This window comes from Streptomyces sp. NPDC058051 (assembly GCF_042885475.1).
GTDB lineage: Bacteria > Actinomycetota > Actinomycetes > Streptomycetales > Streptomycetaceae > Streptomyces.
In genome coordinates this window covers 263,237-277,647 of the sequence record NZ_JBHVRW010000008.1, presented here as the reverse complement: position 1 = coordinate 277,647, position 14,411 = coordinate 263,237, and the positions used below count along the sequence as shown (strand labels likewise).

Annotated in this window: 3 protein-coding genes and 1 pseudogene; 2 read left to right on the top strand and 2 right to left on the bottom strand. The window is 73.3% G+C overall.

What is annotated here, in order from left to right; genetic code table 11:
* Positions 1–9,600, top strand: a pseudogene (locus ACFVUT_RS16245) (type I polyketide synthase); the annotation flags it as partial.
* A 183-nt stretch (positions 9,601–9,783) separates the two neighbouring features.
* The gene (locus ACFVUT_RS16240) at positions 9,784–10,389 is read left to right on the top strand and encodes a DNA-binding response regulator (protein WP_389649912.1); all 606 of its coding nucleotides are present in this window, start codon (positions 9,784–9,786) and stop codon (positions 10,387–10,389) included.
* 63 nt (positions 10,390–10,452) lie between these two features.
* Here ACFVUT_RS16240 and ACFVUT_RS16235 read toward each other — a convergent pair whose 3' ends face one another.
* Both ACFVUT_RS16235 and ACFVUT_RS16230 read right to left on the bottom strand, forming a co-directional pair.
* Complete coding sequence (locus ACFVUT_RS16235) at positions 10,453–13,560, bottom strand: amino acid adenylation domain-containing protein (protein ID WP_389649915.1); 3,108 nt, start codon at positions 13,558–13,560, stop codon at positions 10,453–10,455.
* A 2-nt stretch (positions 13,561–13,562) separates the two neighbouring features.
* Complete coding sequence (locus ACFVUT_RS16230; protein WP_389649918.1) at positions 13,563–14,393, bottom strand: hypothetical protein; 831 nt, start codon at positions 14,391–14,393, stop codon at positions 13,563–13,565.
* Positions 14,394–14,411 lie beyond the last annotated feature (18 nt).

The window sequence follows — 14,411 nt, the reverse complement described above, 5'->3', positions numbered from 1 at the left end:
GTCTCCGGGGAACTGCACGACACCCGTAGGCGCCTGGTCGAAGCCCAGGACAAGGATCACGAGCCGATCGCGATCGTCGGCATGGCGTGCCGGTACCCCGGCGGGGTCACCTCGCCCGAGGACCTCTGGCGGGTCGTCACCGACGGCACCGACGCCATCTCGGGGCTTCCCGAGGACCGGGGCTGGGACCTGGAGTCGCTGTACGACCCCGACCCGGACGAGAACGGCACCGCGTACGTACGAGAGGGCGGGTTCGTCCACGACGCGACCGAGTTCGATCCCGCGTTCTTCGGGATCAGCCCGCGTGAGGCCGTCGCGATGGACCCGCAGCAGCGGCTCGCGCTGGAGACCGCCTGGGAGGCCGTCGAGCGGTCCGGAATCGACCCGACGACGCTGCGCGGCAGCCGTACGGGCGTGTTCGTCGGTGCGAACAGCGGCGAGTTCCTGACGCTCATGACGCGGGCCCAGCCGGAGTTGCAGGGCTACCTGATGACCGGTGTGGCCACGAGCGTCGTGTCCGGGCGCGTCTCCTACGTACTGGGACTGGAGGGCCCCGCGGCGACCATCGACACCGCGTGCTCGTCCTCGCTGGTCGCCGTGCACCTGGCGATACGCGCCCTGCGTGACGGCGACTGCACGATGGCGCTGGCGGGCGCGGTCACGGTGCTGTCCTCGCCCGGCAGCTTCATCGGGTTCAGCAGGCAGCGCGCGCTGGCCGCCGACGGACGGTGCAAGGCGTTCTCCGCCGAGGCGGACGGGATGGCGCTCGCCGAGGGCGCCGGCATGTTCCTGGTGGAGCGGCTCTCCGACGCCCGGCGCAACGGGCACCCCGTTCTGGCGGTGGTGCGTGGTTCGGCGGTCAACCAGGACGGTGCGAGCAACGGGCTCACCGCACCGAACGGCCCCGCGCAGCAGCGCGTGATCCGCCAGGCACTCGTCAACGCGAAACTCTCGCCGCACCAGGTCGACCTGGTGGAGACGCACGGCACCGGCACACCGCTCGGCGACCCGATCGAGGCGCAGGCGCTGATGGCCACCTACGGTCAGGGCCGGCCGGGCGGCAGCCCCCTGTGGATCGGCTCGGTCAAGTCGAACATCGGGCACTCGCAGGCGGCGGCCGGTGCGGCCGGGCTGATCAAGGCCGTGATGGCGCTGCGGCACAAGGTGCTGCCGAGGACCTTGCACGCGGACAATCGGTCCGAGCACATCGACTGGACCGAGGGTGACGTCGAACTGCTCACCGAGGCGCGCGCCTGGGAGTCGGACGAGCCGCGCCGTGCCGGTGTGTCCTCGTTCGGATTCAGCGGAACCAACGCGCACCTCGTCGTCGAGGAAGCCGCGGAAGCCGGTGGAGCCGAGGAAGCCGGTGGAGCCGCGGAGAGCGCGGGGGCCGAGCAGGCCGGTGAGCCGTCGGCGGACACCACGGCCACCGGCGCACTTCCCGCCGTGCCGTGGGTGCTGTCGGCGCACACCGACAGCGCACTGCGGGCCCAGGCCGGACGCCTGCTGGCCCACGACGCCCTGCACGACGACCCGGCGTCGGTCGCCGCCTCGTTGGTGTCCGGCCGCGCCGTCCTCGGATGCCGGGCGGTTGTCGTGGGCAGCGGCGAGGAACTGGCGGCCGGGCTGTCGTCCCTCGCCGAGGGAACGCCGTCGGCCTCGGTGGTCGAGGGCACGGCGGGCCAGGCCGGAAAGACCGCGTTGGTCTTTCCGGGCCAGGGTTCGCAGTGGATCGGCATGGGCGTGGAGCTGGCACGGACGAACCCCGCGTTCGCCGCGTCGCTGGCGGAGTGCGAGACGGCCCTGGCGCCGTACGTGGACTGGTCGCTGTCGGCCGTGCTGCGGGGTGACGAGGGTGCGCCCGGCTACGACCGGGTGGACGTCGTCCAGCCCGCGCTGTGGGCCATGATGGTGTCCCTGGCGCGCGTGTGGCGGTCCTGCGGTGTGGAACCGGCCGCGGTCGTCGGGCACTCGCAGGGCGAGATCGCGGCTGCGGTCGTCGCCGGTGCCCTGTCGCTCGACGACGGTGCGCGCGTGGTGGCCCTGCGCAGCCGGGCGATCACCGAGCTGTCCGGCCGCGGCGGCATGGTGTCCGTTCCGCTGTCGGCCGAGGAGGTGTCCGGCGGTCTCGCCCGATGGGGCGGCAGGGTGTCCGTCGCGGCCGTGAACGGTCCTTCCACGACGGTGGTGTCCGGCGACGCGGACGCCCTGGACGAGCTGCTGGCGGCGTATCAGGCCGACAACGTCCGGGCCCGCCGCGTCGAGGTGGACTACGCCTCGCACTCCGCCCACGTGGAAGCGATCGAGGACCGCCTCGCGGAGGTGCTGGGCCCGGTCGTGCCGCGGGAGTGCACGATCCCGTGGTACTCCACCGTGCGCGGGCAGTGGCTCACCGGCCTAGAGGCCGACAGCGGGTACTGGTACCAAAACCTGCGGGAGACCGTGTGGTTCGGCCCGGCGATCGAGACGCTCGCCGCCGACGGCTTCCGGACCTTCGTCGAGACCGGCGGCCACCCGGTGCTGAGGATCGGTGTGCAGGAAAGCGCGGAGCGGGCCGGCGTCACCGATGCCGTCGTGGTCGGCTCACTGCGCCGCGACGACGGCGGGCTCGACCGCCTGATGACGTCACTCGCCGAGGTGTGGGTGCGGGGCAGGGACGTCGACTGGGCAGACCTCATCGGCCCCCGGGCGCGGGTGGACCTGCCGACCTACGCCTTCCAGCGCCAGCCGTGCTGGCCCAGGAACGCCGCCCCGGTCACCGACGCCTCCGGCCTCGGCCTGGGCTCCGCCGAGCATCCGCTGCTCGGCGCGACCGTGCTGCTCGCCGACGGCGACGGAGTGCTGCTCACGGGCCGGCTGTCGGTCAGGTCCCACCCCTGGCTGGCCGATCACGCGGTCGGCGGCCAGGTGATCCTGCCGGGCACCGCGTTCGTGGAGCTCGCCGTCCGCGCCGGCGACGAGGCCGGCTGCCGGCTGATCGAGGAGCTGACGATCGAGTCGCCGCTCGTGCTGCCCGAGCAGGACGGCATGCAGCTGCAACTGGTCGTCGGCGCCGAGGAGGACGGCAGGCGGCCGCTGACCGTCCACGCGCGCCGCGACAACGCCGCACCCGACGAGCCGTGGACGCGGCACGCCGCGGGCTTCCTGGCCGCGGACGCGCCGGCGGCCCGCTTCGACGAGAACGACTGGCCGCCGGCCGGTGCCGAGGCACTGGCGCCGGAGGACGTGTACGAGACCATGACCGCGGTCGGCATCGGCTACGGGCCGGCCTTCCGCGGGCTGCGGGCGGTGTGGCGGCGCGGTACCGAGGTGTTCGCCGAGGTCGTCCTGCCGGACGAGGCGGACGGCGCCGATCGGTTCGGACTGCACCCGGCCCTGCTGGACGCCGCGCTCCAGCCCCTCGCGGTCAGCGGCTTCTTCGGCGACCGCGCCGGCGACGAGGGCGCGCTGCTTCCGTTCGCGTGGTCGGGGGTGCGGTTGCAGGCGACCGGCGCCACCGCGTTGCGCGTCCGGCTGTCGGCGTCCGGTGAACACGCGGTCCGGGTCGACGTGGCGGACACCTCCGGTGCGCCGGTGGCGTCGGTGGACTCGCTGGCCGTCCGGCCGCTGGCCGCCGGTGCCCTCGCCGGCCCGTCCGACCCGCTGCGCGACGCGCTCTTCCGACTGGACTGGGTGAGCGCGCCGGCGAGCACCGGGCCGGCGCTCGACGGCGCGATCTGTGTGTCCGCCGGCGAGGAGCCGGAGGAGTCTGCCGCACTGCGGGCCGCCCTGGAGGCAGCGGGTGCGCGGGTCGTGACAGCCACCGACGAAGCGCCGCGCCTGGGCTTCCTGGTGGTGGGCGAACCGTCCGGACAGGACCCGCGCGACGTCGTGCGGGAGACCACCACGCGCGCCCTCTCCGCGGCACAGCGGTGGCTCGCGGAGGACCACGGCGCCGGCGTACCGCTCGTGCTGCTGACCACGGGCGCCGTCGCGACGACCGATCCCGCCCCGGTGGACCCGGCGCAGGCCGCGGTCTGGGGACTGATCCGGTCCGCACAGTCGGAGAACCCGGGCCAGTTCGTCCTGCTGGACATCGACGGCACCGAGGCGTCATGGGCCGCCGTTCCCGCGGCGATCGCCTCCGGCGAACCACAACTGGCGTTGCGCGACGGCGCGGCGTACCTGCCGAGGCTGGCCCGGCACACCGGGTCCGAGGAGCCCGTCGCCCCCTGGGACGGGAACGGCACCGTACTGGTCACCGGTGGCACCGGCACGCTGGGTGCGATCGTCGCCAGGCACCTGGTCGCCCAACACGGCGTCCGTCACCTGCTCCTGACGAGTCGTAGCGGCCCGGGCGCCGAGGGCGCCGCCCAACTGCGCGCGGACCTCGCCGAGCTGGGCGCCACCGCCTCCGTCGTCGCGTGCGACGCGGCCGACCGCGAGGCGCTGGCCGCGGTGCTGGCGGCCGTGCCCGCCGAGCACCCGCTGACCGGTGTGGTGCACGCCGCGGGCGCGCTCGACGACAGTGTGTTCGGGGCACTCACCCCGGAGCGTGTCGACGTGGTGCTGCGGCCCAAGGCCGACGCCGCGCTGAACCTGCACGATCTCACCCGGGACCTCCCGCTGACCGCGTTCGTGCTGTTCACCTCCGCCGCGGGCATGTTCGGCGGACTCGGCCAGGGCAACTACGCCGCGGCCAACGCGTTCGTCGACGCGCTCGCGCAGCACCGGCGGTCGGCCGGCCTGCCCGCCGTGTCGATGGCCTGGGGTCTGTGGGACCGGGCCAGCGGCCTGACCGGAGCGCTCGACGACGCCGACCGTGCGCGGCTCGCCAGGACCGGGGTCAGCCCGCTGTCCACGACGGACGGCCTGGCGCTGTTCGACGCGGCGTGCGCCACCGACCGCGCCACGCTCGTACCGGTGCGACTGGAGTTCGCGGCGCTCCGCGCGAGCGCCAGGACCGGGGTGGTACAGCCCCTTCTGCGGGGCCTGGTGCCGAGCCCGGCCCGTCGTGTGGCCGGCGCGGGTGAGGGGGCGTCCGCACTGCGCGACCGGCTGGCCAGGATGCCGGCGGCCGAGCACCCGCGGGTACTGCTCGACCTCGTCCGTACCCAGGTCGCGGTGGTGCTCGGGCTCCCCGACGCCGGCGTCATCGACGACGGGCGCGCGTTCCGGGAGACCGGTTTCGACTCACTGACGGCCGTCGAGCTCCGCAACAGGATGAACGCGGCCACCGGGCTGCGGCTGCCCGCGACGCTGGTCTTCGACTATCCGACCCCGGCGGCCCTGGCCGAGTACCTGCGCGCCGAGCTGCTCGACGCGCCGGGCACCGCCCCCGTCGCCACCCACGCCACGGCGGCGGACGACGAGCCGATCGCCATCATCGGGATGAGCTGCCGGCTGCCCGGGGGCGTCACGTCACCCGAGGACCTGTGGCAGTTGGTCGCCGACGGCGGCGACGCCGTCTCGATGTTCCCGGCCGACCGCAACTGGAACCTCGACGAGCTCTACCACCCGGACCCGGACCACCCGGGCACCAGCTACACGCGCCAGGGCGGTTTCGTCTACGACGCGACCCGGTTCGATCCGGCGTTCTTCGGGATATCGCCGCGCGAGGCGGTGACCATGGACCCGCAGCAGCGGCTCCTGCTGGAGGGCACCTGGGAGGCGCTCGAAGACGCGGGCATCGACCCGGCCACGGTCCGCGGCAGCCGGACGGGCGTGTTCGTCGGGCTGATGTATCACGACTACGGCGTGCAGTTGCAGAACCTGCCCAAGGAGCTGGAGGGCTTCGTCGGCACCGGGCTGTCCGGCGCGGTCGCCTCCGGCCGGGTGTCGTACACCTTCGGCTTCGAGGGCCCGTCGGTCGTGCTCGACACCGCCTGCTCGTCCTCGCTGGTGGCGCTGCACATGGCCGCCCAGGCACTGCGTCGCGGCGAGTGCTCACTCGCCGTGGCCGGCGGGGTGACCGTGCTGTCCACGCCCTCGGTCTTCATCGACTTCAGCCGGCAGCGCGGCCTCGCACCGGACGGCCGCTGCAAGTCGTTCGCGGCCGGTGCCGACGGCACGGGCTGGGGCGAGGGCGTCGGGATGCTGCTGGTGGAGCGGCTCTCCGACGCCCGGCGCAACGGGCACCCCGTTCTTGCGGTGGTGCGTGGTTCGGCGGTCAACCAGGACGGTGCGAGCAACGGGCTCACCGCGCCCAACGGCCCCTCGCAGCAGCGGGTGATCCGACAGGCGCTCGCCGATGCCGGCCTCTCCCCGTCCGACGTCGACGTCGTCGAGGCACACGGCACGGGTACGAAGCTCGGCGACCCGATCGAGGCGCAGGCCCTGATCGCCGCCTACGGCCAGGACCGCCCGGCCGACCGCCCCCTGCGCCTCGGCACGGTGAAGTCCAACATCGGTCACACCCAGGCCGCCGCAGGCGTGGCCGGTGTGATCAAGATGGTGATGTCCCTGCGCAACGGCGTACATCCCAAGACGCTGCACGTGGACGAACCGTCGCCCCACGTGGACTGGTCGGCCGGCGCCGTCCGGCTGCTCACCGAGCCGGTGGACTGGCCGCAGGACGAACGGCCGCGCCGCGGCGGGGTCTCCTCCTTCGGTATCGGTGGCACCAACGCCCACGCGATCATCGAGGAGGCACCCGCGCTCCCACCGGCCCCGGCCACCCGGTCCGACGCCGACCCGGTGGCGTGGCCGCTGTCGGCGAAGACCGCGGACGCCCTCGTCGCACAGGCACGGCGGCTGCGCGCACACCTGGACACCCACCCCGAGCAGACCGCCGCCGGCATCGCGTCCGCGCTGGCCACGACGCGTTCCTCGTTCCGGCACCGCGCCGTGGTGGCGGGCGCCGGCCGGGACGACCTCGCCGCAGGGCTGGACGCCCTGATCGCCGGCGCGGACACACCCCGCCTGACCACCGGAACCACGAACACCGGCAAGACGGCCTTCCTGTTCACCGGACAGGGCAGCCAGCGACTCGCGATGGGGCAGGCGCTCCACGACGCCTTCCCGGTGTACGCCTCCGCGTTCGACGAGGTCTGCGCCCATCTGAACAAGCACCTCGACCGGCCGCTGGAGGACGTCGTACGCGGCGATGCCGCGCTGCTGGACCAGACCCAGTACACCCAGGCCGCGCTGTTCGCGGTCGAGGTCGCCCTCTACCGCCTGCTGCGCGCCTGGGGAGTCACGCCCGACTTCCTCGCCGGCCACTCGATCGGCGAGCTCGTCGCCGCGCACGTGGCCGACGTGCTGTCGCTGGAGGACGCGGCCCTGCTGGTCGCCGAGCGCGGCCGGCTGATGCAGGCCCAGCCGTCCGGCGGCGCCATGGTGTCGGTACGCGCGCCCGAGGAGACCGTCCGGACCCTGCTGGCCGGACGGACCGACCAGGTCGGCATCGCCGCGGTCAACGGACCGCGGTCCGTGGTGCTCTCCGGCACCGAGTCCGCGGTCGCGGACATCGCCGAGCAGCTCGCCGGGCGGGGGCTCAGGACCAGGAGGCTGGCGGTCAGCCACGCCTTCCACTCCCCGCTCATGGATCCCGTGCTCGCGGACTTCACCGCCGTCGCCGAGAGCGTCACCTTCCGGCCGCCGCGGATTCCCGTCGTCTCCGACGTCACCGGCCGGACGGCCACCGACGACGAGCTGACCTCGCCCGCCTACTGGGCCAGGCATCTGCGCGACACGGTGCGCTTCCACGACGGCGTCCGCGCGCTGTCGGACGCCGGTGTCACCACCTTCCTCGAACTGGGCCCGGACGCGGTGTTGTCCGCGATGGTCCAGGAGACCGTCACCGAGGAGAACGGCATCGCCCTGGCGGTGCTGCGCCGCGACCGCGACGAGGTCGACACGCTGGTCGGCGCGCTCGCACAGGCCCACACCCGCGGTGTCGCCGTGGACTGGGCCGCGCCCACCGGGCCCGCCGAGGCGGTGCCGCTGCCGACGTATCCCTTCCAGCACGAGCGGTTCTGGCCGGAGCCCGTCACGCGGGAACCCGTCGCCGACCATCCGCTGTGGGCGGCCGTCGACAGCGGGGACCTGACCGCCCTCCTGGGCGTGCTCGGGCTGTCGGCGGACGCCGCGGCCGACGACCTGCTGCCCGCGCTGGCGGCACTGCGCGACGGTCCGGCCGGCCGGGACGAGCGCGGTCTGCGGTACCGGATCGAGTGGACGCCGATGGCCGAGGTCCCCGGTGCCGCGCTGTCCGGTACCTGGCTGGTCGTCGCCGCGGAGTCCGAGGCCGACGGCGAGCGGGTGCGAGACCTGGTCGCCGGGATGGCCGCGGCCGGGGCCGACGTCGTCACCACGGCCGTCGCCGCCTCGTCGGACCTGTCCGCCCTCGCCGGCACGACCGCCGGACGCTACGCGGGCGTCGTCTGCCTCGTGCCGACCGACGGGAGTGAGTGGTTCGCCCACACCGTGCCGGTCCTGGTGGCCGGGGCCACGGCGCCGACGTGGCTGCTGACCACCGGTGCGATGCCCGTGACCGACGCGGACACACCCAAGGAGTACGGACACCATCGGGCCTGGGGCCTCGGCCGGGAGGCGGGCCGCGAGCACCCGGAGCGCCGGGGCGGTCTCGTCGACCTCCCGCCGCGCCTGGACGGGCTGGCCCGACGGAGGCTGTGCGCCGTGCTTGCCGGCCTGACCGGCGAGGACGAGGTCGCGATCCGGCCGGCGGGTGCCTTTGCCCGCCGCCTGCGACCGAAGGCCGCCGCGAAGGGCACCGAGTCGTGGCAGCCGTCGGGCACCGTCGTGGTCGCCGGAGCGCTGGACGCCCCCGCGACGGCGCTCGCCCGATGGGCCGCCCGCAACGGCGCGGAGCGGGTCGTACTGACCGCCCCCTGCGCCGAGTTGCGCAGCGAGCCGGGGATCGTCGTCGACCCCTGCGACCCGTCGGACGCGGCGTCCATGGCGGCGCTCGTCGCACGCGTGGGCGGCTCACTCACCGCGGCGGTGTACCGGGGTGAGGACGAGCGGGCCGCCGACGTCCTGCACGACCTGGTCGCGCCGGGACGCCTGGTGACCCTGGTTCCCGCCGAGGCGGCGTGGGGCGGTGCCGGATGCGCCGCGCTGACCGCCTTCGACGCGCTGGCCCGCCGGCGTGCCGCGCTGGGGATGCCGTCGCTGTCGGCCGCCGTCGGCGTGCGCGACCCCGAGGACGCCGTCACGGCCGTCCGTCAGGCGGGCGATCCGACCCTGGTCGTCACCGACGCCGACTGGAACGAACTGGTGGCGCACGGCCCGGTGCCGCTGCTCGCCGAACTGGCCGGTGACCGGCCGGACGAAGCACCCTCCGACGTGATTGACAGTCAGGCGGCCTTCCAGCAGCGGTTCATCGCGACCGCCGAGGGAGAACGCCACGCGTTCGTGCTGGAGTTCGTACGGGCGCAAGCGGCGGCCGTGCTGAACTTCGCGTCCCTGGACGCGGTCGACCCTCAGACACGGTTCCTGGAATTCGGCATGTCCTCGATGGCGGCCGTCGAACTCCGGAACCGGATCGTGGCCCTGACCGGCGCGGAACTCGAAGCCGACGTGGTGTACGAGTACCCGACCGCCACCGGGATCGCCGGGCATCTGCTCACCGCCCTGCCCGTCGCCGAACCCGTGTGACCTCCCGTTACCGTCCGGCTCCGTGCCGGGCGGTAACGGCCTTCCCGTGCCAGGGGCGTGGGCCTCCGGTGCTCCGCGCCTGCGCCACTGATCCACTCTCCGCCGCGGGGGAGGCCGTAAGCTGACCACGGCTCGATCGCGCCCGTACGACGGCGGTCGGCCGTCTTCGGGGGAGGATAAGCGGTGATCAAGATCTTGATCGCGGATGATCAGGCACTGGTCAGTGGGGCGTTGGCGTCGATGCTGCGTCTCGAACCGGACATCGATGTCGTCGCGCAGGTCCAGTCCGGGGACGCGGTGCTGCCGGCCGTCCTGCGCCTGCGGCCCGATGTCGTGCTGATGGACGTACAGATGCCGGGCAGGAACGGCCTGGAGGTCGCGGCCGACCTGCGCCGGGAGATGCCCTCGTGCAAGGTGGTCATCTGCACCGCGTTCGGGCGGCCCGGCTATCTGACCAGGGCGACGGCGGCCGGGGCCGTCGGATTCGTCGTCAAGGACTCCCCGCCGGAGCGGCTCGTCGAAGCCGTCCGCCGGGCCGCCGCGGGCATGCGGCTGATGGACCCCGCGCTGTCGTCGAAGGCGCTCGTCGCGGGGACCAGCCCGTTGACCGGGCGGGAGCGGGACGCACTCTGCGCGGCACGCAACGGCGGCACGATCACCGACATCGCCCGGACACTGCACCTCTCCGAGGGCACCGTCCGCAACCACATCTCGTCCGCCATGACGAAGACCTCGGCCCGTACACGGGCCGAGGCCGCCAGGATCGCCGAGGAGAACGGCTGGCTGTGACGGCCTCCCGCGGGGGAGGCCGTCACGTGGTCGTGGAACCCCGGTCGAGGGCCCGCGACGCGGTCAGACCTCTTCGGTACGCAGCCGGCGGGCCAGTCCGCTCGGCGTCGGGGTGTCGAACAGGTCCTTCAGCTTGAGCCGCACCTGAGTGGCCGACTGGACCTCCTGGAGCAGCCGCACCCCGAGGAGCGAATGCCCGCCGTTCGCGAAGAAGTTGCTGTCCGGGCCGACGTCACCGCGCTGCAGCAGCGTCTTCCAGAGGGCGACCAGCGTCTCCACCAGGTCGTCGGCCTTCTCGGTGCGCTGCTCCGCCACGTCGTCCGTGACATGTCGGCTCGCACGGAGTTCCTCGGCCCGGCGACGCAGCGCCGGGTAGTCCACCTTGCCACTGCCGGTCATCGGGAAGGCGTCCACTGCGGCGTACTCCTGCGGCATCGCCGAGTTGGGCAGCAGCGCGTGCGCGTGGTCCCACAGCTCCGACGTGATGCAGGGCCGCCCGGGCGCCGTGACGAAGGCCCACAGCGCGCCGTCGGCACTGGGATCCCCGACGAGCACGACGGCGGCGCCGGTCACGTCCGGGTGCGCGCGCAGAACCTCCTCCACCTCACCCAGCTCGATGCGGTTGCCGCGCAGCTTGACCTGCCGGTCCATGCGGCCGAGGATCTCCAACTGCCCGTCGTGGGTCCACCTGGCCAGGTCCCCGGTGCGGTAGAAGCGCCCGAAGGCAGGGTGCTCCCCGAACCGCTCCGCGACCAGCTCCGGGCGGTTGTGGTACCCGAAGGACAGACCGCTGCCGGCGATGCACAGTTCGCCCCGCACACCGAGCGGCAGCACCGTTCCGTGCGGGCCGGCGATGTGGACGTGTGTGTTCGCCACCGGGGTTCCGACGGTGATCACGTCCTCCGTGCCCGGCCTGACGACTCCGCCCGTCGACCAGACGGTGGTCTCGGTCGGGCCGTAGAAGTTGAACAGGGTGCACCCGGTGGCCGTCAGCCTCCTGGCGAGCGCGGCCGGCAGCGGTTCGCCGCCGATGATCACGACGCGCCCGGCCAGCCGGTCGGCCACGTCGTCGATGACCATGCGCCAGGTGGTGGGCGTCGCCTGGAGGACCGAGATCTCGTGCCGCTCCAGCATCCCGGCGAGCGCCGCCCCCTGCGTACGCGCCTCGTCCGGTGCGATCACCAGAGTGCCGCCGGTGACCAGGGGGAGGAACAGTTCGAGGGTGGACATGTCGAAGCTGAACGTCGTCACCCACAGCATCGACGTGCCGTGGTCGCCGAGCAGCTCCGCGACGTGTGCGACCAGGTTCGCCAGCGCGCCGTGGCCGATCCGCGTGCCCTTGGGGAGCCCCGTCGAGCCCGACGTGTAGATGAGGTACGCCTGGTCCTGCGCGGTCACGGGCGGCTTCGCCAGGACCGTGCCCGCGGCGGGCGTCACGCCGTCGACGTCGACGAGCGGGAGGACCGTGCGGTCGCCGGGGACGGCGACGCCCGGGCCCGCCAGGACGACCACCGCGCCGGAGTCGTCCAGCTGATAGGTGACCCGCTGTTCGGGGTGGTCCGGGTCGAGCGGCAGATACGCGGCGCCGCACAGCCAGACGCCGAACACGGCCGCGACGAGTTCGGGGCCGCGCGGAGCGAGGAGCGCCACGGTGTCACCCGCGCCGATGCCGGCCTCCGCCAGCAGGTCCCGCGTGGCCTCGGCCGCGGCCCACAGCCGCCGGGCGCCGACCGAGCGCGCCCCGTCCACCACCGCCGTCCTGTCCTCCTCCGGTGCGGCGGAGACCGTGGCGGCGAACATCTCCAGCACCGTGGCCGGCTCGACGGCGCGCGCGGTGTCGTTCGCCGCGTCGATCACGTCGTGGTCGTGCGCCGCCCAGACCGGCAGCTCACTGAAGGGTTCGTCCGGCCGGCTCGCGAGCGCGACGAGCAGCTCGTCGTACCGGGCGATCAGCATGTCCACGTCCTCCGGATCGAAGACGTCGACGCAGTACCCGGCGCGCACCTCGATCCCCTCCGCCGTGGAGGTGACGAAGAACTCCAGGTCGAACTTGCTGGTGCCGGTCTCCACCATGAGCTGCTCGGCCGGCTGCCCGTCGATCGAGAACGCGGCCCTCGTCTCGACCGGCGCGTAGTTGAACGTGTGCCGGAACAGGCTGTTGCGCCCGGACGCGGTCCTCCTCGGCACGAATTCGAGGATGCCCTCGGCCGAGTAGTCCGCGTGCGCCATCGCCTCGAAGAACGTGCGCCGGTTCAGGCGGACGAACGAGCGGAAGGTCTCCGCCCGGTCGATGGGAGTCCGCAGGATCAGCACGTTCGCGTGGTAGCCGATCGCCTGCTCCGCCCCCGGCGCGCGGACGTTCACCGGTGACCCGATGGTGAGGTCGGGTCCGGCGCCGTGCGCGGCCAGCAGCACTCCGTACGCGGCCGTCATCACCACCGACTCGGGAGCGTTCAGCTCCAGCCCCATCCCCTTGACCGCGTCGCGTGCGGCCGGGGACAGCGCCCGGGTCCGCACCGCGCCGGCCAGGGTCGTCACCGCGGGCGCCGGTTTCTCGCACCACAGGTCGAGGGCGTCCGCGTCGACCCCGTCGAGCTTCGCCCGCCAGTACGCCTGGCTGGTCTCCCGCGCCGGCTGCTCCTGCCAGGCCGGCACGATCTCCGTACCGGGATCCGTCCCCGCGGCCAGCGCGTTGTAGCGCGCGACGAACTCGCCCAGGAGCAGCGCGGAGGACCGGCCGTCGAAGTTCGCATGGTGAACGGCGACGCAGACCACGTCGGCCGGCCCCTGCGTCACATGGGCCGCACGCAGCAGGAACTCGCCGTCCGGCTGGAAGGGCCGCGCGACGAATCCGGTGAGCCAGGGGACGAGCTCCTCGCTGTCCAGGTCGGCCCGGACGACCTGGACAGCGGCCTCCTCAGGACGCAGCACCTCGCGCACGAGGCCGCTCGGCCCCGGCCGGAACACCGTGCGCAGCACCGCGTGCTTGCGGACGAGCCCGGCCACGGTCTGCCGGACCAGGTCCTCCCGCAGCCGGCCCTCGACGCGGAACGTCATGTTCAGGTTGTTGACCCCCGTGCCCGGCACGAACTCCTCAAGCAGCCACAACGCCTGCTGCTTCTGTCCGGCCTGCTTGTCGTCGGGGACGGCGATCATCTGGTCGGTCGTCATGGTCAGCGCTCCAGCAGCTTGTCGACGGTCTGGGCCACGCCGGCGGACCGCAGGAGTTCGCTGTGGCTCTCGTCGAACCCGATCTCGTGCGCGACGAATTCACCGGGGCCCATCTCACCGGTGACCTTCAGCCGGTTCAGCCCGTTCTCCGGGCTGGACGAGCTCAGCGCCGTGGCACGGAGCCAGGTCGCCCGGGGGTCCAGCCCGTCGGCGAGGCTCAGGTAGGACAGGAACGCGCTGAACAGGCTCCACATCTCCGCGCTGTATTCCGCGTCGAGACCCGCTCGGGCGAACGCGCCGTCACTGATCCGGCGGAACGCGCCGAACATGTCCGCGGCGTACTGACCCACCGACGTGCCGTCCACCGTGAGGAACTCCCCGAGCTTCGCGTGTATCTCCGCGAGTTCGGCCTCGTTCAGGATGGTGTTCAGCTGGTCGAGGACCTTGGCCAGTTGGTACTGGATGGTCACCATCTGGGTCGGTTCGGGGTCGATGACGATGAGTTCCGGCACGGTGTCCTGGCTCTCGGCCAGCCCGTCCGCCAGCGCCGCCGCGTACACCGAGCCGACGCAGTAGCCGATGACGGCGCGCACCGTCAGGCCGCTCTCCCGCACCGGCGCCAGCCACGACCGGATGTAGTCGTCGACGTCGACGTCGGCGTTGGGGGCGACCGAGGGCGGCACGATCAGCCAGTAGTTGCTGTCGTGTTCCAGATGCGGCACGAGGTCGGGGAATCCGGCTTCCGGGCGTCCGGTCGTCTGGAAGTCGGCGCACAGGACGACGTCCGACGACGACGAGGTGCGAAGGGGGGTCCAGGTGCTGCTGATGCTCATGGCTACGCTTTCGGGTTG

What these genes read in the sequence shown, in the direction of transcription:
- ACFVUT_RS16235 (WP_389649915.1), bottom strand. Translation starts at nt 13,560, where the DNA reads ATGACGACCGACCAGATGATCGCCGTCCCCGACGACAAGCAGGCCGGA.
- ACFVUT_RS16230 (WP_389649918.1), bottom strand. Translation starts at nt 14,393, where the DNA reads ATGAGCATCAGCAGCACCTGGACCCCCCTTCGCACCTCGTCGTCGTCG.